Origin of the sequence: Streptomyces sp. NPDC049887, from assembly GCF_040656535.1 — a bacterium.
In the GTDB taxonomy this organism is placed as follows: domain Bacteria; phylum Actinomycetota; class Actinomycetes; order Streptomycetales; family Streptomycetaceae; genus Streptomyces.
In genome coordinates, this window is sequence record NZ_JBFAMM010000025.1 from 1 (window position 1) to 26,885 (window position 26,885).

General features: G+C 72.5%; 19 protein-coding genes. 11 read left to right on the forward strand and 8 right to left on the reverse strand.

Annotation, left to right across the window (positions count from 1 at the left end; translation table 11 throughout):
• From AB0J10_RS26060 to AB0J10_RS26080, 5 genes are all read right to left on the reverse strand, one after another.
• A partial coding sequence (locus AB0J10_RS26060) for a DUF6056 family protein (protein WP_363064969.1) occupies window positions 1-1,300 on the reverse strand: 1,300 nt, incomplete at its 3' end.
• Window positions 1,301-1,597: 297 nt separating this feature from the next.
• Window positions 1,598-2,512, reverse strand: a complete 915-nt coding sequence (locus AB0J10_RS26065; RefSeq protein WP_363064892.1) for an amino acid ABC transporter permease — start codon at window positions 2,510-2,512, stop codon at window positions 1,598-1,600.
• Window positions 2,509-3,174: an amino acid ABC transporter permease gene (locus AB0J10_RS26070; protein ID WP_363064893.1), complete on the reverse strand. Its 666-nt coding sequence runs from the start codon at window positions 3,172-3,174 to the stop codon at window positions 2,509-2,511. The genes AB0J10_RS26065 and AB0J10_RS26070 overlap by 4 nt, the downstream gene beginning before the upstream one ends.
• Window positions 3,175-3,361: 187 nt before the next feature.
• Complete coding sequence (locus tag AB0J10_RS26075; RefSeq protein ID WP_363064894.1) at window positions 3,362-4,195, reverse strand: glutamate ABC transporter substrate-binding protein; 834 nt, start codon at window positions 4,193-4,195, stop codon at window positions 3,362-3,364.
• 66 nt (window positions 4,196-4,261) lie between these two features.
• A complete protein-coding gene (locus AB0J10_RS26080) occupies window positions 4,262-5,047 on the reverse strand; it encodes an amino acid ABC transporter ATP-binding protein (RefSeq protein ID WP_363064895.1) in 786 nt (261 codons plus the stop codon).
• Window positions 5,048-5,381: 334 nt separating this feature from the next.
• On the opposite strand from AB0J10_RS26080, the gene AB0J10_RS26085 reads away from it, so the two are divergent.
• The 9 genes from AB0J10_RS26085 (at window position 5,382) to AB0J10_RS26125 (ending at window position 15,889) form a co-directional block, all read left to right on the forward strand.
• A complete protein-coding gene (locus tag AB0J10_RS26085) occupies window positions 5,382-5,909 on the forward strand; it encodes a hypothetical protein (protein ID WP_363064896.1) in 528 nt (175 codons plus the stop codon).
• A gap of 507 nt (window positions 5,910-6,416) precedes the next feature.
• On the forward strand, window positions 6,417-8,582 hold the full coding sequence (locus AB0J10_RS26090) for a hypothetical protein (protein WP_363064897.1): 2,166 nt from the start codon (window positions 6,417-6,419) through the stop codon (window positions 8,580-8,582).
• A 137-nt stretch (window positions 8,583-8,719) separates the two neighbouring features.
• Window positions 8,720-10,231, forward strand: a complete 1,512-nt coding sequence (pelF, locus tag AB0J10_RS26095) for a GT4 family glycosyltransferase PelF (protein ID WP_363064898.1) — start codon at window positions 8,720-8,722, stop codon at window positions 10,229-10,231.
• A gap of 8 nt (window positions 10,232-10,239) precedes the next feature.
• Window positions 10,240-11,610, forward strand: a complete 1,371-nt coding sequence (locus AB0J10_RS26100) for a hypothetical protein (RefSeq protein WP_363064899.1) — start codon at window positions 10,240-10,242, stop codon at window positions 11,608-11,610.
• 151 nt (window positions 11,611-11,761) lie between these two features.
• Window positions 11,762-12,763 carry a GDP-mannose 4,6-dehydratase gene (locus tag AB0J10_RS26105; protein ID WP_363064900.1) on the forward strand — a complete coding sequence of 334 codons (1,002 nt, stop codon included), beginning with the start codon at window positions 11,762-11,764 and terminating at the stop codon, window positions 12,761-12,763.
• Between the two features lie 40 nt (window positions 12,764-12,803).
• Window positions 12,804-13,517, forward strand: coding sequence for a sugar phosphate nucleotidyltransferase (locus AB0J10_RS26110; RefSeq protein WP_363064901.1), 714 nt, complete (start codon window positions 12,804-12,806; stop codon window positions 13,515-13,517).
• A 7-nt stretch (window positions 13,518-13,524) separates the two neighbouring features.
• Window positions 13,525-14,439, forward strand: a complete 915-nt coding sequence (locus tag AB0J10_RS26115; protein ID WP_363064902.1) for an NAD(P)-dependent oxidoreductase — start codon at window positions 13,525-13,527, stop codon at window positions 14,437-14,439.
• On the forward strand, window positions 14,436-15,098 hold the full coding sequence (locus tag AB0J10_RS26120; RefSeq protein WP_363064903.1) for a spherulation-specific family 4 protein: 663 nt from the start codon (window positions 14,436-14,438) through the stop codon (window positions 15,096-15,098). Before AB0J10_RS26115 ends, AB0J10_RS26120 begins: the two co-directional genes overlap by 4 nt.
• Window positions 15,095-15,889 (forward strand): endo alpha-1,4 polygalactosaminidase, encoded by a 795-nt coding sequence (locus AB0J10_RS26125; protein ID WP_363064904.1) that lies wholly within the window; start codon window positions 15,095-15,097, stop codon window positions 15,887-15,889. Before AB0J10_RS26120 ends, AB0J10_RS26125 begins: the two co-directional genes overlap by 4 nt.
• A 34-nt stretch (window positions 15,890-15,923) precedes the next feature.
• On the opposite strand, the gene polX is transcribed toward AB0J10_RS26125, so the two are convergent.
• Window positions 15,924-17,645, reverse strand: coding sequence for a DNA polymerase/3'-5' exonuclease PolX (polX, locus tag AB0J10_RS26130; protein WP_363064905.1), 1,722 nt, complete (start codon window positions 17,643-17,645; stop codon window positions 15,924-15,926).
• A 75-nt stretch (window positions 17,646-17,720) separates the two neighbouring features.
• Window positions 17,721-19,061 carry a hypothetical protein gene (locus AB0J10_RS26135; protein ID WP_363064906.1) on the reverse strand — a complete coding sequence of 447 codons (1,341 nt, stop codon included), beginning with the start codon at window positions 19,059-19,061 and terminating at the stop codon, window positions 17,721-17,723.
• Between the two features lie 371 nt (window positions 19,062-19,432).
• Here AB0J10_RS26135 and AB0J10_RS26140 point away from each other — a divergent pair, with 371 nt between their 5' ends.
• Window positions 19,433-21,508 carry a SpoIIE family protein phosphatase gene (locus AB0J10_RS26140; protein WP_363064907.1) on the forward strand — a complete coding sequence of 692 codons (2,076 nt, stop codon included), beginning with the start codon at window positions 19,433-19,435 and terminating at the stop codon, window positions 21,506-21,508.
• Window positions 21,509-21,633: 125 nt separating this feature from the next.
• Window positions 21,634-24,081 (forward strand): SpoIIE family protein phosphatase, encoded by a 2,448-nt coding sequence (locus AB0J10_RS26145; RefSeq protein ID WP_363064908.1) that lies wholly within the window; start codon window positions 21,634-21,636, stop codon window positions 24,079-24,081.
• 67 nt (window positions 24,082-24,148) lie between these two features.
• Here AB0J10_RS26145 and AB0J10_RS26150 read toward each other — a convergent pair whose 3' ends face one another.
• The gene (locus AB0J10_RS26150) at window positions 24,149-26,824 is read right to left on the reverse strand and encodes a SpoIIE family protein phosphatase (protein ID WP_363064909.1); all 2,676 of its coding nucleotides are present in this window, start codon (window positions 26,822-26,824) and stop codon (window positions 24,149-24,151) included.
• Window positions 26,825-26,885: the final 61 nt, after the last annotated feature.

Here is a 26,885-nt window from a genome sequence, read left to right on the forward strand (position 1 = left end):
CCGTGCCCGCCGCCCACGGCCGGGCGCCCCCCGCCCCGCCCCCGCCGCCCCCCGCCGCCGCCGCCACCACCGTCCACGGCCGGGCGCCGCGCCCGCGCAGCGCCCGGCCCAGCAGCGCTCCGATGCCGGCGAGCACCAGGACGTACAGGAAGAGGTAGTCGTTCCAGGTACGGGCAGCGGTCACGACGCGCGGGCCGAAGACCGGATAGGTGACGACGGTGCAGAGATAGCCCGAGACCAGGACGGCGAGCACACCCGCGCAGGCGAGCGGCAGCGGGCGGCACGGGCGCAGCGCGGCCGGACCGTTTCCGGTGCGGGCGGGACGGGAGAGCAGGCCGAGCAGGACTCCGGCGGCGAGGACTCCCCCGTACTCCCAGGTCGTCAGGACGGTCCCCGTGATCCGGGCGAAGCCGCCGGCCGAGGCGAGCAGGGAGTCCGGCGCCAGGATCGAGGTGGTCTCCGCGCCGAAGCGCTCGCGCCTGCGGAGGGAGCCCGGCGAGGTCATCAGCACGGCGGTGCCGACCGCGATCCCGGCCGCGGCGGTCAGCGCCCACGTCCGCAGGAAGGGCCACACCCGGTCGGTGACGAACCCGCGCCCGAACAGCAGCAGTCCCCCGAGTACCACCAGCGCCACGACCGAGGTCTCCTCGGAGAGGGTGCCCGTGAAGACCCCGGCGGCGGCCGCGACGGCCAGGGCGGCGATACGGCCGCGCCGCGTCCCGGCGACCAGCGCCGGGAGGACGGCGGCGCAGGCCAGCGCCGGGGCCACGGTGTGCGAGACGGACCCGGCCGGCCAGTAGAGGGTCTTGTAGGTGTTGGGGGTCGCGAGGAGGAAGACCGCGGTGGCCGTCGCGGCGACGAGCGGCGCGACTCCGCGCGGCACCGACCGGCGTGCTCCACGCAGCAGCAGGACGACGAGGGCCCACAGCACGGCCAGGACGAACAGCGTGCTCAGGGCCGCGTACCACTGGTGGCCCGCCACGGGGAAACGGGCGTACAGCCCGACGAGGAGGCCGTTGCCCACGCGGCCGTTGTCGGTGACGTAGAACTTCCCGATCATTCCGCCGATGCCGTGGTCGCGCACCACGGGCAGGAAGCACCACTCGTCGGCGCTGGGACGCACATGGCGGCCGAGCCAGGCGGCCGTCGCCAGCAGCGAGAGCGGCAGCGCGGCGAGGAGAGAGGCACCGGCGGTGACGGCGGAGGGGTGCCGCCACCGGCGGCCCCTCCCCCGGCCGTGCTGCCCTGAGGAGTCACCCGGTTCCCGTGGAACGGTCATATGAGATGCGCCGACGGCCATGTTCGTGACTAGTTGCACGGACCGTGGTCCGCTCAACCGCTCCACGGTCATCCGGAGCAGCAACAGGCCCCGATGGGCTCCGGGCGGGCGCGACGATCGCGTGTCGCCTTGCCGGGGCCGCTCCGGACGGTCGCGGTGGTTTCGGGAAGCCGGGCGAGGGGCTCCGACGCGGTGCACGGCGCACCCGCCAGGGTGCGCGGCCGGCCGGGAGGCCCGGTGCGAGGGTCTTCCCCGGGGCCGGCTGAGGGCACGACGGTCCGCCCGCTCCGGGCGCGGCAACGATCGGCGGACCGCGCGTCAGGGCCGTTCGGGCGGCTCCGGCTTGCGTCCGACGTGCTCGCCCGGCGTCGCCAGCTCCTCCACCGCGTCCGCCGCCACCACCGCGCCGGTGGACTTCCTGCCGCGCCGGAGCCGGCTCTCCAGCCGGGCCGCGAACGAGGTGAGCGCGAAGTTCAGCACGATGAAGATCACGGCGACGACGGTGAAGCTGGCGATGGTGTTGGCGCCGTAGTTGGCGCTCATGGGCCGCACCGACGCCAGCAGCTCGGAGAAGCCGAGCATCGCGCCGCCCAGGGCGGTGTCCTTGACGATCACCACCATCTGGCTGACGATCGCCGGGAGCATGGCCGTCACCGACTGCGGCAGCAGCACGTAACGCATCGTCTGGCCCTTGCGCATGCCGATCGCCCTCGCCGCGTCCGACTGGCCCAGGGGCAGTGCCAGGATCCCGGCCCGGACGACCTCGGCGAGGACGGAGGAGTTGTAGAGCACCAGACCGGTCACCACGGCGTACAGCGGCCGGTTGTCGGGGCTGATGTCGGAGAACGCTGCGTAGGCCGCGTTGGCGAACAGCATCAGGATCAGCACGGGGATGGCCCGGAAGAACTCCACCACCGCGCCCGCCGCGCCGCGCACCCACCAGTGGTCCGACAGCCGGGCGATGCCGAGGACCGCACCGAGCGGCAGCGCGATCGCCAGTGAGAGCGCAGCTGCGACGAGGGTGTTCTCCAGTCCGGGCAGGAGATAGGTGGTCCACACCCGTGAGTCGGTGAAGAACGGCGACCATTTGGACCATTCCAGCTGGCCCTTGCCGGCGAGGCCGGTGAGGACCCACCACGCCAGGGCCGCCAGAACGACCAGGAAGCCCAGCGTGTACAGGACGTTGCGCCGCCTGGCCCGGGGCCCTGGGACGTCGTACAGGACGGAACTCATCGCTTCACCGCCACCTTCTTGCCGACCCAGCCGAGGAACAGACCGGTGGGGAGGGTGAGGACGATGAAGCCCGCCGCGAAGACGGCCGAGATCAGGATGAGCTGCGCCTCGTTCTCGATCATCTCCCGCATCAGCAGCGCGGCCTCGGGGACGCCGATGGCCGCGGCCACGGTGGTGTTCTTGGTCAGGGCGATCAGCACGTTCGCGAGCGGGCCGACGACCGAGCGGAAGGCCTGGGGAAGGACGACGAGCGTGAGCACCTGGACGAAGCCCAGCCCGAGGGCTCGCGCCGCCTCGACCTGGCCCACGGGCACGGTGTTGATTCCGGACCGCAGGGCCTCGCAGACGAAGGCCGACGTGTAGGCGATCAGCCCGAGCACGGCGAGCCGGAAGTTGATCACGTCGAAGGTGTCGGCGCCGAGGCTGACGCCCAGGGTCTGGAACAGCCCGAGTGACGTGAAGACGATGATCACGGTGAGCGGGATGTTCCGGACCACGTTGACGTACCCGGTGCCGAAGCCGCGCATCACGGGCACCGGGCTGACCCGCATCGCGGCCAGCACGGTGCCCCAGACCAGGGATCCGATCGCGGACCAAAGGGTGAGCTGGACGGTCGTCCAGAACGCCCCCAGCACGTCGTACCCCTGCAGGAAGTCGAACACGATTGCGCCTCGATGACCTGGTCTCTGTGATGTCTGTGGTCTCTGTGCCTAGAGGTTCTCTGTGGTCTCTGTGCTTTAGGTTCTCTGTGGTCTCTGTGCTTTAGGTTCTCTGTGGTCTCTGTGCTTTGAGTGGCCTCGGTGGCCTGGGAGTCCCGGCGTCTGGGTGGCCTCGGCGGCCTGGGTGGCCTCAGCCGGCGAAGACACCGATCCGCGGCGGGGGTTCGCTCCGGTAGCCGGCCGGTCCGAAGTTGGCCTCCACCGCCTTCTTCCAGGAGCCGTCCTGGACCATCTTCTGCAGCGCGGCGTTGATCTTGTTCCTGAGTTCGGTGTCGCCCTTCTTCACGCCGATCCCGTAGAACTCGTCGCTCAGCTTGAAGCCGCCCAGCCGGAACTTGCCCTTGAACTGGTCCTGCGCGGCGTAACCGGCGAGGATCGCGTCGTCGGTCGTCAGCGCGTCGATGGTCCTGTTCTCCAGGCCCGTCAGGCATTCGGAGTAGCCGCCGTACTCCTGCAGCTGGGCCTGCGGCGCGATCTTCGTCTTGACGTTCTGCGCCGAGGTGGAGCCGGTGACCGAGCAGAGCTTCTTGTTGTTCAGGTCGGACGGCTCGGCGATGGACTTGTCTCCGGCCCGGACGAGCACGTCCTGGTGCGCCAGGAAGTACGGCCCGGCGAAGTCGACTTTCCTGCGGCGTTCGTCGTTGATCGAGTACGAGGCCGCGATGAAGTCGACGTCGCCGCGCTGGAGCAGCGTCTCGCGGTCGGCGCTCTTGGCCTCCTTGAAGACGATGTCGGACGGGGCGTAACCGAGTTGCCTGGCCACGTACCGGGCCACGTCGACGTCGAAGCCCTCGTAGTCGCCGTCAGGCGTCTTCAGGCCGACCCCGGGCTGGTCGTACTTGATTCCGACGGTGATCCTCTTCCCGTCGTCCGAAACACCGCCGCCGTCCGAACCGCAGGCCGTGGCGGCGAGTGCGAGCGCGAGCACCGCGGCGGCCGCGGCGGAGGGCTTGCGAGGCATCATGGTGATCATCCCTGGGGATCGCTGGACGGTGCGTGGTCCCGGCACTCGCGCGCGGGCGCCGGGGCCTCAGTGGTGGAGGATCTTCGAGAGGAAGTCCTTGGCTCGGTCGGTACGGGGGTTGGTGAAGAACTCTTCGGGGGTGGTCTCCTCCACGATCCTGCCGTCGGCCATGAACACCACGCGGTTGGCGGCCGAACGGGCGAACCCCATCTCATGGGTGACGACCACCATGGTCATCCCGTCCGCGGCGAGCTGCCGCATGACCTCCAGCACCTCGTTGATCATTTCCGGGTCCAGGGCCGAGGTCGGCTCGTCGAACAGCATGATCTTCGGGTCCATGGCGAGCGCCCTGGCGATCGCCACTCGCTGCTGCTGTCCGCCGGAGAGCTGGGCGGGGTACTTGTCGGCCTGCGTCCCCACGCCCACCCGGTCCAGAAGGGTGCGGGCCCGCTCCTCGGCACTCCTCCTGTCCTTCCCGCGAACCTTGATCTGTCCGAGGGTCACGTTCTGCAGGACCGTCTTGTGCGCGAAGAGGTTGAAGGACTGGAAGACCATGCCGACGTCGGCGCGCAGCCGCGCCAGTTCCCGGCCCTCGGCGGGCAGGGGCCGGCCGTCGATGGCGATCTCGCCGGAGTCGATGGTCTCCAGGCGGTTGATGGCACGGCAGAGCGTGGACTTGCCTCCGCCGGAGGGGCCGATGACGACGACCACCTCACCGCGGTCGACGGTCAGATTGATGTCCCGCAGGACGTGCAGCGGGCCGAAGTGCTTGTCGACGTGGTGCAGCTCGACCAGCGCACGGCTGCTCATGCCCGGGGTGAAGGGTTCCTCGCTCACGGCCGCTCCGCTCATCGGCTACATAGTCCGTCCGCTCCGGCCGGGCCGCACTCCGGGGACCGCCGCGCCGGTGAGGCCCGGCCCGCCCGCTCCCGGGGCCCGGTGCCGGGACGCCGCGCCGCGGAACCGGCCATTGTCGCACTTCCACTGAGTGACAATGCGCACACGTTGAGCGACCGGATGTGGAGGGTGCGAGCACGGGCATTGTCCGGCGCATATGCACCCAGGCGGACGCGGGGCGCGGAGCGCCGGGCCCGCGCGGGTCCACGGCGGTTTCACGCCGGGCGGCATCCGCCCCGCCCCGAGCGGGGCAGACGAAGCCGCCGGCGCTCTCCTAGCCTCCCGGCCCATGCGCATCACACACCTGAGACGACTCGGCCAGTCAGCCGCTCTCGCCACCGCCCTCGTCTGCCTCGGCGCGGCTCAGCCCGCCGCGGCCGACACCCCGGACCTGGCCTTCACCGTCGACCAACCGGTGACCACGCCGGGCTCGACGGTGTCGCTGACGATGACCCTGACCAACAACCAGTCGACGGACATCTGGTTCGTGTACCAGTCGGTGCAGCCGACCTGGGCGACGACCCAGCGCAAGGACCTCAAGTACAGCTTCGTCTCGTGCACCGCCCAGGGCGCCGCCTGCTCGGGCACCGGCTCGACCGCCCTCGGCGTCAACTACGAGATCCCGCTGGCCCCCGGCACCTCGCGGACCGTCAACCTGACGTACCAGGTCGCGGCCGACTCGGGCTGCAACGGAACCATCGGCTTCTACTCGTATCTGTACTACGAGTACGAGAACGGGCAGCGCACCAAGGACGGCATCCACAACACGCCGGAGACCCGGGTGGCCTGCGCCCCCGCGGACCCCGCCGCCTCCTGACGGCCCGGGCGACCCCGGCACTCGCGCCGGGCCGCCCCCATCGGCTCCACCTCCCCGACCTCCCCGGTACACCGCGGCGGCCACCGGACGCACTCGCGACGGCGGCCGCCGTCGGCCGTGGGCGCACGGCTTCGAGCGGCGGCGGCCGGCCGACAGGAGCCCGCACCGACGGCCGGCCGGTGCGGACCCGCTGCCCCTCGGGCCCGCCGGGCCGGTGCACGCCACTGGCCGAAAACGCTCATCCGCCACGGCCGTTGCCTTGTCCTCCCGACCGGCGCCTGCAAGCGTTTACCCGCCGCCCCCGTCCGGCCCCCAGGCGTGCCAACTGCCCCGGCCCATCGCCGACTTCCGTGCGACACCTGCGCTTTTCCGTCAATTTTCACCGTAGGCGCACAGAACCCACACGCAGCCACCACTATGTCTCGGGACAGGGCACAACGGCACGGCGTTTCCGGGGGGAGCCGCCGCGCCGTTGTGCCGGGGGGTCAGGGGGAGGGACACCACCGCATGAAACTGATCCGCGTCCGGCGGACCATACGCACGACCGCGATCACCGCAGCAGCGCTCGTCATCCCGCTCGGCGGACTGTCGGCGGCGCCGGCGGGGGCCGCCGAACCGGCGCCGAGGATCGACCTCCGGGTGCTGGTGGTCTCCGACGGGGGCCCGGCGACCGCCGCGATCGCCGCGGAACTCAACAGCGCGGGCACCCCGTACACCGTGGTCGACCTCGCGGACGAGGCCCGGCCCGTCATCGACGCCGCCTTCCTCGCGGACGAGGTCGACGGCCGTCCCCGCGCCAGGTACCAGGCCGTGGTTCTGCCCAACGACCAGCCGTTCCCCACCGGTTCGCCGGAGATGGCCGCCCTGGCCGCCTACGAGCGGACCTACGCCGTCCCGCAGGTCGACGCCTACACCTACGCCCGGCCGCAGGCGGGGCTGGAGTACCCCGTGAACGGCGGATACGCGGGGCCCGTGGACGGCATCACGGCAACGGTGACCGCGGCCGGGAAGGCCGGCCCCTTCGGCTACCTCGACGGAGTCCTCACCTTCGAGGACAACGACCCCGCGGTGGACGAGAGCTGGGGCTTCCTCTCCCGGCCGCGGGCGGGCGCCGACTTCACCACCTACGTCGACGCGCCCCTCCCCGGCGGAACCGCCCGGGGCTCGCTCGTCGGGGAGTACCGGCACGACGGCCGCCGCGAACTGGTGGTCACCTTCGTGGCCAACCAGCACCAGCAGCAGTTCCGCCTCCTCGCCCGGGGCATCGTCGACTGGATGACGCAGGGGACGCGCCTTGGCACCTCGCGGAACTGGTTCTCGGTCCACGTCGACGACGTCTTCGCCGCCGACGACCGCTGGGACACCGAGCTCAACTGCACACCGGGCGACGTCGACTGCCTGCCCGGTCAGGGCACACCGAACCCGATACGGATGACGCCCGACGACGTCGGACGGGCGGTCGACTGGTCGCGGTCCCGGGACTTCACCCTCGACCTCGCGTACAACGGCGGCGGCAGCGTCGAGTACCGGGAGGAGCACGACGGGGCGGATCCGCTGGCGGACCGGCTCACCGGTGACCGTGAGGCTTTCCGCTGGATCAACCACACCTACGACCACCCGTACCTGGGCTGCGAGCAGGACGTGAGCGTCGTTCCGTGGAAGTGCGCCACGAACGGGGACGGCAGTGTCCGCTATGTCGGGCGGGACGAGATATCACGGCAGATCTCCGACAACCGGCAGTGGGCCGAGCGCGCCGGACTTCCCCTGGAGAACGGCGAGTTGGTCACCGGCGAGCACTCCGGCCTGAAGCTGCTGCCACAGCAGCCCGAGGACAACCCCCACCTCGCCCCGGCGCTCGCGGACAACGGCATCACCTGGCTCGGCTCGGACAACTCCCGTGACCCGGTGCAGCGGCAGGTCGGCCCGGCGCTCACCGTCTCGCGCCACCCGATGAACGTGTTCTACAACGTGGGCCGGGCCGCGGAGCAGGTCGACGAGTACAACTGGATCTACACCAGCAGGGCCCAGGGGGGCAGCGGCATCTGCGAGGACTCGGCCACGACCACCTGTCTCGACGAGCCCCTCGACCCCGCGACGGGCTACGCGGAGCACATCGTGCCGCTCGAGGCACGGATCGCCCTGGGCCACGTCCTGGCCAACGACCCCCGGCCGCACTTCGTCCACCAGTCGAACCTGGCCGAGGACCGCATCGCCTACCCGGTCCTGGACCGTGTCCTCGACCAGTACGCGGCGCTGTACGCGGACAACACCCCGCTGGTGAACCCCAGGATGAAGGACGTCGGGGCTGAGCTGCGCGAACGGGCCGCGTGGGACCGCGCGGTGAAGGCCGGTCAGGTCACCGCGTACCGGATCGGCGACACGGTCACCGTCACGGCTCCGGCCGGTACCGCCGTCCGCGCCACCATGCCGGCGGGCACCACCCGGGTGCTCGCGGACGGGACGGCGGCCTTCGGGGAGCCGTACGCGGGCACCGTCTCCGGCAGCGTGCCGCCCGGTCCGGGCCAGGACACAGTGTCCCTCTCACTGCCGTCGGCGCCCGCGTCAGGGAGCCCGGCAGCCGGCCCCGGCCGGGCCACGGCCCCGGCCCCGGCCCCCGACGGTCCCGTGCCCCCGGGCGTCGCCCGCCCGGTGGTCCCGGGCGCCGAGCGCTGACCCGAACGCACCGGCCGCACCAGCACACCGCGAGGACGCGGGTTCCGGACGCCGCACGCCGGCCAGGGCGTGCGCCGTTTCCCGCCGGGAAGGCCCGGACCCCTCCCCGCCCCGCCCTCCTGCCGTGGAGCCCATCCATGCACGCATCGCCTCGTGCGCCGCGCCGAGACGCGGCACGCGTCACCCTCCTCACCGAAGGCACCTACCCGCACAGTCACGGCGGGGTGAGCGTCTGGTGCGACCAGCTCGTCGGCGGCATGCCCGACATCGACTTCGACGTCATCGCCGTGACCGGCACCGGACGGGAGTCCGTCGTATGGGAACTGCCCCCGCACGTGTCCGAGCCGGTCACGGTGCCCATGTGGGGTCCCGCACCGCCCGGTTCACCACCGCGCGGCCGGCGGGAACGCCGGCTGATGGCGGCGTACGAACGCTTCCTCACGGCGCTGGTGGACCCCTCCGCCGAGGAGGGGTTCTCCCCCGCCCTGTACGAACTGGCCCACGCCGCCCGGGACGGGGTGCTCGGTCCCGCGCTGCGCGGGGACCGGGCGCTGCGCGTCCTGACCGCGGTGTGGAACCGCCGCGGCCTGACCGTCCGGGAGGCGCGGCCCAGCCTCCACGACGCGGTCACCGCGACGGCGCTGCTGGAGCACGCCCTGCGACCGCTCGCGGCTCGGCCGCCGGAGCGCGGAGTGGCGCACGCGGTCAGCGGCGGTGTGGCGGTGCTGCCGGGGCTGGCCGCCCTCGAACTCCACGGCGTCCCCCTGCTGCTCACCGAACACGGGGTCTATCTCCGCGAGCGCTATCTCGGTTACCGGACCGCTCCGTACCGCTGGCCGGTCAAGGCGGTGCTGCTCGGCTTCTTCCGGTTGCTGGCCGAGGAGAGTTACCGCCGCGCCGCCCTCGTCACGCCCGGCAACCGCTACAACCGGCTGTGGGAGGAGCAGGGCGGCGCCGATCCCCGGCTCATCCGCACCGTCTACAACGGGGTGGATCCGTCCGCATTCCCACCCGCCGGCCCCGAACCCCAGGGCCCGACGCTCAGCTGGGCAGGTCGCGTGGACCCCATCAAGGACCTGGAGACCCTGATCCGCGCGTTCGCCGAGGTCCGCGGGGCGCTTCCGGCCGCCACCCTGCGGCTGTTCGGCGGCACACCGCGGGGAGGCGAGGCGTACCGGGAGCGGTGCGAGGCACTCGCGGCATCGCTCGGTCACGGCGACGCCGTCACCTTCGAGGGCCGGGTCGACGACATCAAGGACGCGTACGCCGCTGGCAACATCGTGATGCTGTCCAGCATCAGCGAGGGATTCCCCTTCACGCTGATCGAGGCCATGTCCTGCGGCAGGGCCACCGTCTCCACCGACGTCGGAGGCGTCCGGGAGGCCGTCGGCGACGCCGGACTGGTCGTCCCGCCCCGCGACCCCGCGGCCATGGCCGCCGCCGCACTGGAGCTGCTGGCCGACCCCCCGCGCCGGGCGGCGATGGGCGAGGCAGCGAGGCTGCGGGTGATCGAGCAGTTCACACTCCGGCAGACCATCGACACCTTCCGCGCCATCTACCTGGAACTGTCCGTCCGCGGGGTGCGGCTGGCCGATCCCTGGGGCACCCCCCTCAGCGACGAGGCGCCCCTGGGGAGCGTGGCCGGATGAGCGGGCCGATGGCTCTCGAACCCGACGACGGGCAGGGCGACACCCTGGCCCTGCGGCTCGCCGCACCGGACGCCACGCTGTCGCTGCGCCTGCCCCGGCGCAGACGCGTGCCGGACGACCCGGTGGACGTCCTCGCCGCCGAACTCGCCGATCGCATCGGACCCGCGGTGCACGCGTACGAGGTGGCGGCCCTGCTGGAGTCCGAGGGTCTGACGGGCGAGCAGATCCAGGAGCGCTACGGGCGTCCCGATCTGTTCGCGCTCGCCGCCGATCTGTACGGGAGGGTGCCGCGCAGTTTCCCCGAACCCCCGCGCGGGCCGGACCCCTGGGCTCCGGACCATGTCCGGTGCGCCCTGCGCGGGGCGCTGTTCGCCCTGCCTGGGCTGGCCTATCTGCTGACGGCCGGCCTGTGGCACTCGCCCCGCGGGGTGTACGCGCTCGTGGCCGCGGGCCTGCTGTCATGGGCCTGGGGCCAGGCGCTCAGCCACCGGGCGTATCTGCGGCTGGCGGCGGGGCCGCGGGAGGCGGGCCGGACTCTCCTTTTGGGCGCTCCCTCGGGTGCACTCCTCGCCACGGCGGCCGCCCTCGCGGTGGCGGGGCCGGGGCCCGCCGCTCTGTTCGGAGCAGGGCAGTCGCTGTATCTCGCGGCGGCCGGAGTGCTCCTGGTCCGCGGCCGGGAACGACTGCTGCTCGGCACGCTCGCCCCGCTCGCCGTGGGCGCGGCGGTGCTGCCGTGGTGGGAACCGGGCCCGCTGCCGCGGATCGCACTGCCGGTGCTGACGGTCGTACTGGCCGTCGCCGTCGCCGGCCGCGAGATCCGGGGGATGCTCGGTGCGGAGAGGGCGTCAGGTGGCACCGGGCCCCGGCTGCTCGGCTCGTTGCCGTACGGGCTGTTCGGTCTGGCCGCGGGCACCCTGGTGATGTCCGTGGGACAGCGTCAGCCCTGGGCGGTGGTCGTGCTCACGGTCAGCATGGGGCCCGCGGAGTGGCTGCTGTACCGCTACCGGGGGCTGTCGGTGGCGGCGCTGCGGGCCTCGGCGGACACGGCCGGGTTCCGGCTGCGGTCCGCCCGGACGCTGGCACTGTGTCTGGGCGGCTATCTGCTGCCGCTCGTCCCGGCGGCGCTGCTCACGGGCGCGCAGCCGGCGCCCCTGCTGACCCTCGCCGCGCTGCTGTGGACCGCGTTGCTGCTCCAGGCGTTCGGGCTTGCCTGGCTGCCGGCCGTGGTCACGCTCACGGCGGCCGCCGGGGTGGCCGCCGTGACCCTGCTCGCCGGCCCGACGGGCAACGCCCCACTGCTGATCTGCTGCGGCACCGCCGCCGGGGTGCTCGTCACCGCCGTCCTGTGGTGTCTGGGCAGGCCCACCGCGCACTCCTGACCCCGTCCGCCGCTCGTCGCCGATCGCGGCAACCACCTCGCCTGTTCCCGCAAGTCCGGGCCCCACATCCGGACCGCTTCGTCCGCCACCCGCACACCGTCGTTCGCCCACCACCGCTCATGGCAGCAAACCTCCCCGAAAGGAATAACAGTTGACATCCGCACCGCTCGCCGCAGTCACCGGAGCCGAGGGCTTCATCGGCTCCCATCTGACCGAGGCACTCGTCGCCTCGGGCCACCGGGTCCGCGCGATGGCGCAGTACAACTCCTTCTCCTCCTACGGCTGGCTGGAGACACTGCCGCAGGACGTCCTCGACCAGGTCGAGATCGTGCTCGGTGACGTCCGAGACCCCGGCTCGGTCCGCGGGCTGGCCGAAGGGGCCGAAGCCGTCTACCACTTGGCGGCTCTGATCGCGATCCCCTACTCGTACCGCGCCCCCCACAGCTACGTGGACACCAACGTCACGGGCACGCTCAACGTGCTGGAGGCCGTGCGGACCCTCCGGACCCCGCGGCTGGTGCACACCTCCACCAGCGAGACGTACGGGACCGCACAGACCGTGCCGATCACCGAGGACCATCCCATCAACACCCAGTCGCCGTACGCTGCTTCGAAGGCCGGCGGGGACCGGCTCGTCGACGGTTACCACGCCAGTTTCGGCACACCGGTGGTCACCCTGCGGCCCTTCAACACCTTCGGGCCCCGCCAGTCGATGCGGGCCGTCATCCCGACCGTCATCGGGCAGGTGGCCGCCGGGGAGCGGACGATCACCCTCGGCGACCTCCGGCCCACACGCGACTTCACCTACGTCACGGACACGGCCGCGGCGTTCCTGGCCGTGGGCACCGCACCGGCCGAGGCGGTCGTGGGCCGCACCCTCAACGCCGGTACCGGCGGCGAGATCTCGATCGGCGACCTGGTGCGGCTCATCGGCAAGGTGATGGACACCGACCTCGACGTCCGGGAGGACGAGCAGCGCATCCGGCCCGCGAACTCCGAGGTGATGCGGCTGGTCGCGGACGCGACCCGGCTGCGGGAGGCGACCGGGTGGGCCCCCGCCCTCGATCTGGAGCAGGGACTGGCGCGGACGGTGGAGTTCTTCCGCGAACCCGCCAACCTCTCCCGCTACAAGACCGGCATCTACAACATCTGACCCGGCGGACCACCGACCACCGTACTCACAGGGGGCTACCGTGCACGCAGTGATTCTCGCCGGAGGCAAGGGCATCCGGCTGCGCCCGTACACCACCGCGCTGCCCAAGCCGCTCGTCCCGATCGGCGACCGGCACGCGATCCTGGAGATCGTGCTGCGTCAGCTGGCGGCGAGCGGCTTCACGAGCTGCACCATCGCCGTCGGCCACCTCGGCCACATCATCCGCGCCTACGTCGGCAGCGGTTCACGATGGGGGCTGAGCATCGACTACGCGACCGAGGAGAACCCGCTGGGCACCATGGGCCCGCTGCTGACGATGCGCGACCGGCTGCCGGAGTCGTTCCTCGTCATGAACGGGGACATCCTCACCGACCTCGACTTCGCCGACGTCCTGGGCCGGCACCGCGAGAGCGGGTCGGCGCTGACCATCGCCACGTACGCCCGCAAGGTGCACATCGACTTCGGCGTGCTCACCACGGACGCCGGGAAGGTGGTCGGCTTCGCCGAGAAACCGTCCATGGACTACCGGGTCTCGATGGGCGTGTACGGGCTGTCCCGGGACACGCTCGACGGATACACCGCCGGGCTGCCGCTCGGCTTCGACGAACTCGTCCTGGACCTGCTGAAGGCCGGGAACCCGCCGCAGGCCTACGAGTTCGACGGCTACTGGCTCGACATCGGCCGGCCGGACGACTACGACCGGGCCAACGCCGAGTTCACCACCCACCAGTCACTGCTGCTCAAGGGAGCCTGAACACCCCATGCGCATCCTCGTCCTGGGCCACACCGGGTACCTGGGCCGCCATGTCGCCGAACAGCTCAGCGCGCTGGGGGGCGTGCGGCTGTTCGGCGGCGGCCGGTCCCCGGACGCCGACCTCCGCGTCGACCTCGCCACGGCCGACCCGGGCCGGCTGGCCGAGAACCTGGCGGACCTCTCCCCCGACGCGGTGGTCAACTGCGCCGGGTCGCTCGGCGCCGACCCGGTGACCGATGCAGAGGTCAACGCGCGCGGCCCTGCCGTGCTGTGCGCGGCGCTCCGCAAGGCCGCGCCGACCGCCAGGCTGGTGCACCTCGGTTCGGCGGCCGAGTACGGGGTGGGCGAGCCCGGTGTACCGGTCACGGAGGAGGCGCCGACGCGGCCGGTGGGCTCGTACGGAGCCACCAAACTGGCCGGGACGGTGGCCGTCGCCTCGTCGGGCCTCGACGCGGTCGTGCTGCGCGTGGGCAACCCGGTCGGACCGGGCGCCGCGCCCATGAGCCTGCCGGGGGGCACCGCCCTCCGGCTGCGCCGGGCGGGCAGGGACCGTGACGCGGTCGTGCGGTTCGGGGATCTGTCCGCCCATCGCGACTTCGTCGACGCGCGGGACCTGGCCCGGGCGGTGGTGCTGGCGGCGGACGCCGCCGGGCCGCTGCCGCGCATCCTCAACATCGGCGGCGGCCGGGCCGTTCCGATCCGGGAACTGGTGCAGGGGCTGGTGGCCGTCGCCGGCTTCCGGGGCCGTGTCGACGAGGCCGGCATCGGGTCGGCGCGCTCCGCCGGCGTGGCCTGGCAGTGCTCGGACATCTCGGCGGCGCGGGATGCCCTCGGCTGGGAGCCTCGGTTCACCCTGACCGACTCCCTCACCGCGCTGTGGGCGTCGCTCGGCGTCGACGGGGAAGCGGACCCGGTGGCATGACACTGCTGGTCCCGCTCTATGTGCACCCCGCGGAGGATCCGGAAGCCTGGCGGCTGGTCACGGCCGCCGGAAGCCGGGTCCACGGGGTGGTGCTGAACCCGGCCGACGGCCCCGGGTCGGCGCCCGATCCCGCGTTCGTCTCCGCCGCCCGCGCACTTCGGGAGGCGGGCACGCGCGTCCTCGGCTATGTCGACCTGGACTACGGGGTGCGCCCGGACACGGCGGTGACCGGTGATCTCGACCGCCATCGCCAGTGGTACGACACCGACGGGTGCTTCTTCGACCAGGTGCCCGCGGACCGGTCAGCCCTGCCCGGCTGCCGCCGTCTCGTCCGCGCCGCACGGCAGCGGGGCTGCCGCACGGTCGTCCTCAACCACGGGGTGCACCCCGCGCAGGGTTACGCCCGGATCGCCGATCTGCTGGTGACGTTCGAGGGCCCCTGGGCGGTCTATCTCTCCACCTTCTCCCGGCCCCGCTGGACGGCCCGGCATCCGCCGGAGCGGTTCTGCCACCTGGTGTACGAGGTGCCCACGGCGCTGGTGGACGTCGCGGCCCGGGCGGCCGGCGAACGCGGGGCCGCGGTGTCCTGCGCGGTCACCGACTCCCTGCCCAATCCCTGGGGCGCACCGCCCCCCGCCCTGTACCGGGAGGCTCCTTGAACCGCCCTCGTGTGACCGGGCTGTGCCTGCTGTTCGCCGTGCTGCTGGTGGCGGGCTGCTCCGGCGGCGCCCCACCGGACCGTGGCGGGGCCCGCTGGCAGCCGCGGCCCGGCACGGCGTGGCAGTGGCAACTCGACGGCCGGGCGGACCCTTCGGCGGCGGACGTGCCCGTGTTCGACATCGACGGCTTCGAGAACAGCGCCGACGACGTCGCCCGGCTGCACCGGGACGGACGCCGGGTCATCTGCTACATCAACGCCGGTGCCTGGGAGCGGTTCCGTCCCGACCAGGCGGACTTCCCGGTCTCCGTCAGGGGCCGGCCGAACGGCTGGGACGGCGAGCGGTGGCTCGACATCCGCCGGCTGGACGTGCTGGGCCCCCTCATGGAGAAGCGCTTCGACATGTGCCGGGACAAGGGCTTCGACGCGGTGGAACCCGATCTGCTGGACGCCCATCTGAACGACACCGGCTTCCCCCTGACCGCCGCCCACCAGCTCGCCTACAACCGCATGATCGCCCGTATCGCCCATGAACGCGGGCTGTCCGTCGGGCTGAAGAACGACCTGCCCCAGGTGGCGGAGCTGGTCGGGGACTTCGACTTCGCGGTCAACGAGGAGTGCGCCCAGTACGGCGAGTGCGCGAAGCTCACCCCGTTCGTCGCGGCGGGCAAGGCCGTCTTCCACGTCGAGTACGCGCTGCCCAACCGGGAGTTCTGCGCGGAGTCCCGACGGCTGGGGCTGTCCTCCATGCGCAAGCGGCTGGAGCTGGACGCATGGCGCCGGCCGTGCTGAGCGGACGGACCGACGGGCGCACCGGGCCGGGCGGTCAGGCCGAGGGGCGCAGGAAGCGCCTGAGCTTCGTCAACGGCCAGGTGTTGACGACGTCGTCCTTGGTGAGCCAGCCGCGCTGGGCCGTCGCCACCCCGTACCGCATGTAGGGCAGATGGGTGGTGGAGTGCGCGTCCGAGTCGATCGCGAAGCGCACACCGTGGCGCTTGGCGCGCAGGATGTCCTCGTCGCCGAGGTCGAGCCGCTCGGGGTGGGCGTTGATCTCCAGTGCCGTGCCCGTGCGGGCGCAGGCCGCGAAGACGGCGTCGAAGTCGGCGTCGATGGGGGGCCGTTTGCCGATCCTGCGGGTCGTCGGGTGGCCGATGACGGAGACGTACGGGTTCTCGCAGGCCCGGACGAGGCGGCGGGTGAGGGCGTCCCGGCTCTGGTTGAAGTGGGAGTGGATCGAGGCCACACAGATGTCGAAGCCCGCGAGGAAGTCGTCGGGCCAGTCCACGTCCCCGTCGGGACCGATGTTGAGCTCGGTGCCGTGCAGCAGTCGCATGCCCTTGTGCCTGCGGTCGAGTTCACGGACCCGTTCCCGTTGGGCGAGCGTCTTCTCCTTCGTCATGCGCTGCATGGCGAGGTCCGGGGCATGGTCGGTGACCGCGTAGTAGGAGTATCCGCGCGCCGCTGCCGCGGCGACCATCTCCTCCAGCGGGGCCAGACCGTCGGTGAGGTCGGTGTGGGTGTGCAGATCACCGCGGACGTCCTCCTCGGCGACGAGCACCGGCAGTTCACCGCGGAGTGCGGCCGCGATCTCGCCCCGGTCCTCGCGCAGGGTCGGGGGGATCCAGTCCAGGCCGAGGCGTTCGTAGATCTCCTCCTCGGTCGAGGAGACGATCCGCTCACCGCTCTCGGCGTCGAAGAGCCCGTACTCGGACAGCTTGAGCCCCTGGCGCACCGCGATCTCACGGGTGCGGATGTTGTGCGCCTTGGCCCCGGTGAAGTACTGCAGTCCCGCGCCCCAGGAGTCGGGCGGCAGCACCCTCAGATCGACCTGCAGCCCCTTGGTCGTGCGGATGGACGTCTTCTTGGCACCGTGGGCGATCACCTCGGCCGTGTACGGAAGTGCGGCGAGCGCGTCCATGAAGGGAGCCGAGGCTTCCGCCGCGACGAGGACGTCGATGTCGCCGATGGTCTCGCGCATCCGGCGCAGCGATCCGGCGTAGGCGCACCTCTCGCAGCCCTGGACACCGGACAGTTCGGCGACGATCTGCTCGGCCGCGTCCATGGCGGCGTTGAGGAGGATCCGGGTGCCGGCCTTCTGCATCAGCGCGATGCCGTGGAGGATGTTCGCCTCCGTCTTCTCTCCGAAGCCCCTCAGATCGCGCAGCCGCTCCTCGTGGACCGCGTCGAGCAGCTGGTCCACGGAGGAGATGCCCAGCTCCTCGTACAGGAGCAGCGCCTTCTTGGGGCCGAGCATGGGGATGGCGATGAGCTCCCGCACTCCGGCGGGTACGGACTGCCGCCGTTCCTCCACGGCGCTGATCCGCCCGGACGTCAGATACTCGACGATCTTGTCGGCGATGGACCTGCCGACGTGGGGAATCTCCCGCAGCCCCTTGGGGTCGAGGGCGGCCACGTCGGCGGGGTGGCCGCCGATCGCGCGGGCGGCCTTCTCGTAGGAACGGGCCCGGAAGGCGTCGCCGCCGGTGATGGCGATGAGGTCGGCGTATTCCTGGAGGATCGCCTCTATCTCGTCGTTCGCCCTGGCCATGGATCCAGCGTCACACGGCGGACCGGCGGGCGCCGTGCGGGCCCCGACCTCCGGAGGTCCCGGGAGGTCGGGGTCTCACGGGGTGCCGGGTGGGCCGACGGTGGCCGCGGGTTCACCGGCCGGCGGCCCGGGGACCGCCCCGCCTTCGTCCTGCGCCAGGAACTCGACGACAGCGAGGGCGAAGAGCAGGGCGAGGGCCAGGCCGACGACCACCCAGGCGGTGGGGTACGACCAGAGGACGTACGCCAGCACGGCGGCGGCGACCAGCACCCAGGTGATCCACGTCCGGTAGCGACGCACCCACGGACCGACCGGCCCGGTGCGCAGGCCCGCTCGGTTCGCCGTGGCGCGGGTGGCGCCGATGCCGGACGTCCACAGCTGCCGGGCGAGGCCGGCGTAGCGACCGGGTCCGGTGAGCCAGGCTGCGAGGGCGACGACGATGCCGAGCATCACGATGTTGCGGATCGTGGTGCGCAGGAAGCGGACGAGGGCGTCGAAGACGGACTCCGCCGCGGGCTGGGACACCCCCTTGGGCAGGGAGTCCAGATAGATCAGCCGGAACACCGTGAGGCCCGCGCCGAGCAGCGCTGTGGCGACCGCGACCCCGAGCGCGGCCGCCACCAGGGCCTTTCTGCGATGGGCGGAGAGCAGCACCCCGGCGGCGATCAGCACGACGGCCACGACCGGCAACCAGGTGCCCGCGAGCTGGAGCAGCCGGAACCCGGTCTTGACACGGCCGACGTCCTCGGACTGGAGGACGGTGAAGTCGGTGTGGATCTCGGGGATCTTCTCGGCGATGGTGAGCCCCTCGCTCACCAGCCGCTGCTTGACCTGCTCGATGACGGGCGCGAGGTCGATCTTGACGGCGTTGTCGGTGAGCTCGATGGCTCCGCCCCCACTGCCGGTGAGGGCCTTGTCGACCGCGGCGTGGATCCGGCGGTTCGCGTCGGTCCAGATCCGCTGGAAGGCGTCGGAGGCGACGATGTCCTGGGTGCGGGACTGCACGAAGCTGCGGACGGCGTTCTCCAGGGCGCCTCCGAGCCGGCCGATCAGGGCGTCGAGCCGCGGCCGGTCGGCCGGGGCCACGTCCTCCAGCAGCGCAGGGAGGTCGATGTGCTCCATCACGACGTTCGTGACCCGGGTCGCGACGGCTGCCTGGACATCGGGGTCGGAGGCGAGCGGGGCGACGGTGGCGACGTACCGGTCGGTGTCGCCCACCTCGCTCTCGGCCCAGGTCGCGACCGCACTGAGCGGGGCGAGCAGGCAGCCGATCACGATCAGCACCGCGGCGAGGGCGGAGCGCATACGGTGCCGGGGCGGCCGGGCCGGGGGCTGCTCCCGGGCCTCCAGTGCCGCGATCCGGTCACGCAGCTGCTCCAGGTCACGTCCCTCGGAGCCGGTGTTTCCGTCCGGCATGCGCACTCCTCGGCTGGTGGGCAGGCTGACAACAGCAGAACCCGGGGCCCGCGGGTACGCGAGCGGGGAAGGGCCGCTCAGGTGAGGGCCCCGCGCAGCCGCCCGAAGAGGCGCCTGCCGGAGCGGACGGGGCCGCCCACCACAGGGGGACGTCCGTGTCACCGCGAAACCCGGCTCCCCGCGGGGGGACGGCCGACTCACGGCCGAGGGCTCCGGAGCGAGTGCAGGGGGGCACGGCGGGGGCAGGGCAGGGGGGTGCGCCTGGTGGTTCCGGCCGCGGGCCGGAACCGCAAGGCGCGGCCGGAGCCCCGGGCCCCGGCCGCCGGGCCGCGCCGAGTTGCCCCCGGCACGCCGAAGGCCATCGTGGAACTGTGGACGGAGACGACGCACGGCGGCGGGACTCGGCCATCCTCGATGCCCTGTTCACACAGGCACCGCACGGCCTTTTCCTGTGCGACAAGGAGCTGCGGGTCGTCCGGTTCAACAGCGCGGCGCCCGGGGTGCGCGGCATCCCTCCAGAGGAGGTGCTGGGCAGGACCGTCGCGGAGCTCACCGACGGCTTCACGGGTGACCCCGTCGCAGCCCTGGCGGAGGACGCGCTCCGCACGGGCACGGTGGTCCGCGACCGCCTGATCACGGGCAGGCCACTGTCCGATCCCGACCGGGACATGACGGTGTCGCTGTCGATCTTCCGGCTGGAGGGGACCGACGGGGAGATACTCGGCCTGGCCGTCATCGCCGACGACGTCACGGAACGCGAGGCGGCTCTCGGCCGGCTGGACCTGCTCCACCAGGCGCGCCAGTCCATCGGCACGAGCCTGGACGCGTACGGAACAGCGGAGGAGCTCGTGGAGGTCCTCGTGCCCCGGCTCGCAGACGCGGCGGCGGTGGACCTGCTCGACGACGCGCTGCGCGGGCGGCCGCTGCGCCCCGGCCCCGTACCGGCGGACACGCCCTTGCGCCGGGCCGCGTTCAGGTCCGTCCTCGGCCGTGAGCAGGGGCCGCGGAAGGGCGAACTCAACACCTTCGGCGCCCACACTCCGTACTCCCAGGTCCTGAACGACCTCACACCGCGGCTCATCACCGACGTCGACGCGAACGACGCCTGGCTGGGCGCGGACCCCGAACGCGGCGAACCCATCGTGTCCGCCGGCGTCCACTCCCTCGTGGTGGTGCCGCTGGCGCTGCGGGAGACGGTGCTGGGGGTGGCCGCCCTCTACCGGTTCGAACGCCCGGAGCTGTTCGACGACGCGGATCTCGCCCTCTCGACGGAACTGGTGTCCAAGACCGCCCTGCACCTCCACAACGCCTGCAGCTTCGCCCGTGAGCGCACCGTGGCGACGACGCTGCAGCAAGGGCTGATGCCGAGCCGGCCACCCGAGTTGACCGCGGTCGACACGGCGTACACCTATCTCCCCGAGGGCGCGGGAGGGGACTGGTACGACGTCATCCCGCTGTCCGGCGCCAGGGCCGCCCTGGTGGTCGGCGACGTCGCCGGGCACGGCATCGAGGCCGCCGTCACCATGGGTCAGCTGCGAACGGCCCTGCGCACGCTCGCCCTGCAGGACCTGGAGCCGGGTGAACTGCTCGACCGGCTCGACGAGACGGCCGCCTTCCTCAGCCGGATGCGTTCACCGGTCGGGCACGGCGACGAGGCGCCCCCGGGCCACCTCGCCACCTGTGTGTGCGTGGTCTACGACCCGGTGTCACGGGTCTGCTCCGCCGCCCGGGCCGGCCATCCGCTCCCTCTGGTGCTGGGCCCCGACGGCTCCGCGATGGAGTTCGACGTACCCAACGGTCCCCCGCTGGGCGCGGAGGGCGCCGGTTACGCGTCCGCCACCGTCACCCTCCCGGAGTCCACCCTGCTGGCGCTCTACACGAACGGCCTGGTCAGTACCCCCGGCCAGGACGCCGGGAAAGCCCGTGCCCGGCTCCACCAGATCCTCGCCCAGCCCGAGGAGTCCCTCGGCCGGCTGTGCGACTCCGCGGTCTACAAGCTCCTGCCCCGCCGCCCCCGGGACGACGCGGTGCTGCTGCTCGCCCGCACCCGTGCCCTGGGCGCGAACCGTGTCACCAGCTGGACCCTGCCCCGGGACGACTCGGTGGTCGCCACGGCCCGCCGGCTGATCGAGCACCAGCTCCAGGTATGGGACATGCCGGACGCCGTCTTCACCACCGAACTGATCGTCAGCGAGCTGGTGACCAACGCGATCCGCCACGGACAGGGCCCGATCGAGCTGCGCGTGATCCTCGACCGCACCCTCATCTGCGAGGTCTCGGACGCCAGCAGCACCTCGCCGCACATGCGACATGCCACCGCAACGGACGAAGGAGGCCGTGGACTGTTCATCGTCATGCAGCTCAGTGACCGATGGGGCACCAGGACCACCGGAAACGGCAAGACCATCTGGTCGGAACAGGCGATCCGGCACGGCGTGGCCCGGTAGGGTCCCGCACACCAGAGCGCCGGGGGCACGGACCGCCCTCTGACTCGCCCGGACGGTCCCGGGCGCGACAGCATGGAGGGAGGACGGCACTCGGCGGCTGCCCGCGCAAGGAGGCGGAACAGACGGTGACCAGGCAACGCTTTGCGTTCTGCGGGGCTGAGCTGGCAGCTGTCTACGTCCTCGCGGGCGGGGGCCGCGAGCTCCATCTGGCCGAGCTGACCGGTGACCGCAGGATGCTGTACGGGCTGCCGGCGATCATCGCCGTGGAGGGCCACTCCCCCGCTGCCGAGGCCTTCCGCGCCGGCCGCCCGCTCTGGCTGAACCCGAAGGAGCTGGCGGCGTACGTCGAGCTCGACCCCCACCACTTCCCCGGCCGCCGCGTGGAGGGGGCGGAGACGACCGCCCGGCTCTCGCTCGGGGCGCTGCCGCTCGGGCGTGGCGCCAACGAGCTGGGGTGTCTGATAGTGGCGGGCGACGTCACCGACGGCTTCAGCCCCGACCGCCGCGCGCTGCTGGAGCTCTACGCCGACCAGGTCGCCGCCGGGCTGGAATCGGCCGTCGCCCGGATCCCGGGCCGTACGCAGCCGCAGCCGCACCTGGCGCAGGCCGCCCTCGTACCGCTGCAGGGCGGCGCGTTCATCCTGGAGCTGAGCACCGGTCGCATGGAGGCCCACGAGTACGTCCTGGAGCTGCTCGGCGTTCCCGCCGAGGAGTTCGACGGCCGGGTGGAGACCCTGCTGGCCTGCGCGGTCCCCGACGACATCCCCGCCCTGATGGAGATAGTCGAACCGGGGCGGATGTCAGCGGCCACCGAGCAGCTGGCGTTCCGGATCCGCCGGCCCGGCGGTGAGCTGCGCTGGCTGGGGCTGCGCTGCCGGGTCGAGGTGGACGCCGACGGCACACCCGAGCGGGTGCTGGGTGTGGTGGCCGACGCCGCCTATCTGCGGCCCAGTGCCGACGAGGTCTCGGTGGTGCAGCGACTGTCGGCCAAACTGGCCGGGGCGAGCACCATCCGTGAGGTCAGCAGGCTGGTGGTGGCCTCGCTCCGGGGTCCGCTGGCGGCGAGCCGGGTCGCGGTGGCCGAGCGGGAGGGGGACCGGCTGGTGGTCACGATCCTGGACCCGCCGGAGCCGGACGCCTGGCCCGCGGGCTGGCGCGCCGAATGGCGCTCCGAATGGCCGGACCTCTCCATCCACGACATGCCGACGCTCGAGGGTGCGCTGCGCGAGGGGCATGTGAGCCTGTGGCCGGCGGGCGCGGACCTCGAACCCGCGCTGGCCGAGATCGGACGCGGGGGTCTCGCGGTGCTGCCGCTCCGGGCGGACGGGCGAATGGTGGGGGTGTGCCTGGTGGGGTGGGACGACGAGCACCGGTTCGATCCGGAGGAGCGGTCGCTGCTGACCGCCGCCGCGGCCCTGGTCGGGCAGGCCCTGATGCGGGCCCACGCCATGGACGCCGGCCACGAACTGGCCACGATGCTCCAGCGCAGTCTGCTGCCGAGGAAGCTCCCCGAGCTGCCCGGCGGTGAGGCCGTCGCCCGCTACCTCCCGGCCACGGCGGGGCTCGAGGTCGGCGGCGACTGGTACGACGTCATCCCGCTCGGCGACGGCCATGTGGCCCTGGTCATCGGTGACGTGCAGGGACACAGCGCGGGGGCGGCGACCATCATGGGGCAGATGCGCACGGCGGTCAGGGCGTACGCGGTGGAGGGGCACCCTCCGGACGTGGTCGTCGCCCGTGCCAACCGGCTGCTGGTCGGTATGGAGACCGATCTGTTCGCCACCTGCCTCTACGTGGACCTCGACATGGAGGAGGGCATCGCCCGGCTGGTACGGGCCGGCCATCTGCATCCGGTGATCCGCTATCCCGACGGCAGCACCGAGGAGCTGATGGTCGAGGGCGGCCCCCCGCTGGGTGTCCTCGCCGACGAGGAGTACCCGATGACGGAGGCGGGCCTGGTGCCCGGCACTCTGCTGATGCTGCTGACGGACGGGCTGGTCGAGTCGGCGGCCCTCACCCTGGAGGAGGGCATGCGGCGGGTGTCCGACACGCTCGCCACGGCGGACCCCGCCGACGCCGGGCGCGTGGCCGACGAGTTGGTCGTGGGGGTGAACCGGCGCGACGACGACGTGGCGTTGCTGCTGCTCCGCTACGACGGCACCCAGGTGCGGCCGATGCGGACCCACTGGACGGTGTGGCGGCTGCCCAACGCCGTGATGCACGCCCGCCGTTTCACGGCGCGGACCCTGCGTTCCTGGGGTGCCGAGGAGGAGCTGGAGGGAGCCCTGCTGGTGGTGTCCGAACTGGTCACCAACGCCATCGCGCACACGCAGGGCGAGGTGCGGCTCGATCTCACGCTGTCCGCCGACCGGTTGCGGATCGCGGTCAACGACGCCTCTCCCCGCAGCCCGGTCAAGCCCGCCGACCAGGACTGGGAGGCGACCGGTGGCCGCGGGCTGCTCATCGTCGAGGCCACGACGGCGTCGTGGGGCGCGGTGCCGCTCAGCGGTGGCAAGCAGGTGTGGGCGGAGATTCCGCTGGCGCCGCGTGAGCGGCTGGCCAAGGCGCGTTGAGCACGGAGCGACCAGGAGTCCCGCTTCCGAGCCGGCCGACGGTGCCGTGACGCCGTGTACGCGCGGGCTACCAGGGCAGTGGCTGCTCGGTCCAGATGACCTTGCCGCTGCCCGTGTAGCGGGTGCCCCAGCGCTCGGCGAACTGGGAGACGAGGAACAGCCCCCGGCCGCCCTCGTCGGTGGTGGTGGCCCGGCGCAGATGAGGGGCGGTGCTGCTGCCGTCGGAGACCTCGCAGATCAAGGAGCGGTCGCGGATCAGGCGCACCGTGATCGGTCCGCCGGCATGCCGGATGGCGTTGGTGACCAGCTCGCTGAGGATCAGTTCGGTGGTGAACGCCTCCTCCTCGAGCCCCCACTCCTCCAGGGTCCGGGCGGCTTCGGCACGTACCCGGGCCACTTCCGAGGGGTCCGCCGGCACGTCCCAGGTGACGGCGCGGTTGCCGCCCAGCACCCGGGTGCGGGCGACGACCAGGGCCACGTCGTCACGGGGGCGCTCAGGCAGCAGGGCGTCCAGCACCGCACGGCAGGTCTCCTCCGGAGTCCCGCCGGCGTGGGCGAGCGTGCGGCGCAGCAGTTCCAGCCCCTCGTCGATGTCGCGGTGCCGGTCCTCCACCAGCCCGTCGGTGTAGAGCACCAGGCTGCTGCCCTCGGAGAGATGCAGCTCGCTGGACTCGAACGGGAGTCCGCCGAGGCCGAGGGGCGGCCCGGCGGGCACCCCGGGGAACTCGACCTCGCCGTCGGGGTGCACGATGACCGGCTCCAGATGCCCCGCGCGGGCCACCGTGCACAGCCGTGACGTGGGGTCGTAGATCGCGTACAGACAGGTGGCGCCGGTGAGGGCCGTGACCGAGTCGTCGGTGTCCTCGTCCTGGTCGATGCGCGAGACCAGTTCGTCCATGTGCCACAGCAACTCGTCGGGCGGGAGGTCGAGGGTGGCGAAGTTGTGGACCGCGGTGCGCAGCCGCCCCATGGTCGCCGCGGCATGGAGGCCGTGGCCGACCACGTCCCCCACCACGAGGGCGACCCTGGCGCCCGGAAGCGGGATCACGTCGAACCAGTCCCCGCCGACCCCGCCGACCCCGCCGAGTCCGGCCTGGGCGGGGAGGTAGTGGTAGGCGACGTCCAGGGCGGTCTGCTCGGGCAGGACCCGCGGCAGCAGGCTGCGCTGGAGGGCGACCGCCATCGAGTGCTCGCGGGTGTACCGGCGGGCGTTGTCGATGTTCACCGCGGCGCGGGCGACCAGCTCCTCCGCGAGCGAGACGTCGTCGTCGTCGAAGGGCTCCGGCTTCTCGGAGCGCCAGAAGGTGGCCACGCCCATCGTCACCCCGCGGGCCCGCAGCGGAGCGGCGATCATGGAGTGGATGCCGTAGCCGACGAGTCTGTGGGCCCGGGCCGGTTCCTGCTCCTGCCATCCGGAGAACGCGGCCAGGTCGGCCTCCAGGATGGTCTTGCCCCGGGCGTACGCGACGGCCTGGGGGGTGGTGGGCACGAAGTGGATCAGCCGGCCGGACGGGTAGAGCGGGGTGTCGTGGCGGACGCCCGTGAAGGCGATGCGGCGCATGTCCGTGCCGGTCTCCGCCGGCTCGTCCCCGCTGAGCACGGGATCGGGGAGGTCGACGGTCACGAAGTCGGCGAACCGGGGCACGGCGAAGTCGGCCAGCTCCTGCGAGGTCCGGACCACGTCGAGAGTGGTGCCGATCCGCATGCCGGCGTCGTAGACGAGTCGCAGACGGCCCTGCGCGGAGTCGGCACGGCCGCTGAGGGCCCGCAGCTCCGTGGTGTCCCGCAGGGTGGCGACGGTGCCGCAGGGCCCCGGGCAGTCCGACCGCGGGCCCATGACGCGCTGGTTGACGGCGACCAGTTGGTCCTCGACGACGTGCACCTCGTCGCTCGCCGGACGGCCGGACTCCAGCAGCCGGGCGATCTCGGGGTCCATGGCGATGTCGCGCACGGGGCGTCCCTGGGCGTCCGGGGGCAGCGCGAGCAGCCGTCGTGCCTCGTCGTTGACGAGCACCAGCCTGCGGTCCTCGTCGACGATCAGCACCCCCTCCCGCACCGCGTGCAGGACCGCGTCGTGGTGCTCGTACATCCTGGTCATCTCGGTGGGCCCCAGGCCGTGTGTCTGGTGCCGCAGCCGCCTGCTGATCAGCGCCGCCCCGGAGGTGGCGACGATCAGGGCGAACGCCGCGGCGCCGAGCAGGAGGGGAAGCTGCTCCTGGGCGGCTCCGCCGACCCGCTCGACCGTGATGCCCGCCGCCACGAGGCCGATCACCTCGCCGTTCGCGTCCTTCACGGGCGCGACACTGCGGATCGAGGGACCGAGGGTGCCGGTGACGGTCTCGGTCACCGTGCCGCCGGCCACCGCCGGTGCGATGGTGCCGATGTACTTCTTGCCGATCTCCTCCGGATTCGGATGGGTGTACCGGGTGCCGTCCGGAGCCATCACCACGACGAAGTCGACGCCGGAGGTCTTCCTCACGGCCTCGGCCTTGCGCTGCAGTGCCGCGCTGGGGTCGGGGCCGCGCAGCGCTTCCTTGACGCCCGGTGCGGTGGCGTACGTCTGGGCGACGGCGACCGACCGGTTGCGCGCCTCTCGCTCGCTGTCCGACCGGGCCTGCAGGAGCAGTCCGGCGACGGCGGCGACGACGAGCAGCAAAGCCACCGCCACCTGCAGGACGAACACCTGACTGGCGACGGTGCGTGCGCTCATCATGGAGCGGAGGCGGCCGAAAGGTCCGGCCATGTTCCTATCTAACACCGGGCCGCTACGGCGGGCGACCGCGTCGGCCCCGCCGTGGCTGCCG